Source organism: Micrococcus sp. GbtcB5 (assembly GCF_019091605.1).
Lineage (GTDB): Bacteria > Actinomycetota > Actinomycetes > Actinomycetales > Micrococcaceae > Micrococcus > Micrococcus luteus.
Genome location: NZ_JAGXJK010000457.1, coordinates 1 through 237, shown reverse-complemented (window position 1 = coordinate 237; position 237 = coordinate 1). Strand labels below are relative to the sequence as shown.

General features: G+C 75.1%; 1 pseudogene. It reads right to left on the bottom strand.

Annotation, left to right across the window (positions count from 1 at the left end):
• Positions 1-237, bottom strand: a pseudogene (locus tag KVS67_RS13090) (alpha-1,4-glucan--maltose-1-phosphate maltosyltransferase); the annotation flags it as partial.

Here is a 237-nt window from a genome sequence, read left to right as displayed (position 1 = left end):
GACGCCCCCGGACGCGTCGCGGTCCGCGGGGCGCAGACGCCGCGCCTCGAGGTCCAGGGCCAGGGTCGCCTCGACGACGTCGTGCGGGTACGTGGTGACGACGACGATCAGGGTGTCCTCCGCGGGACCGGCGTCGGTGACCGCCACGGCGTCCCGGTGCGCACCCTCGGGCCGGGCCGAGCGCGACTTCGAGAACACGAGCAGGTCCGGGTGCGTCGAGGCGTGCAGGGTCAGGTT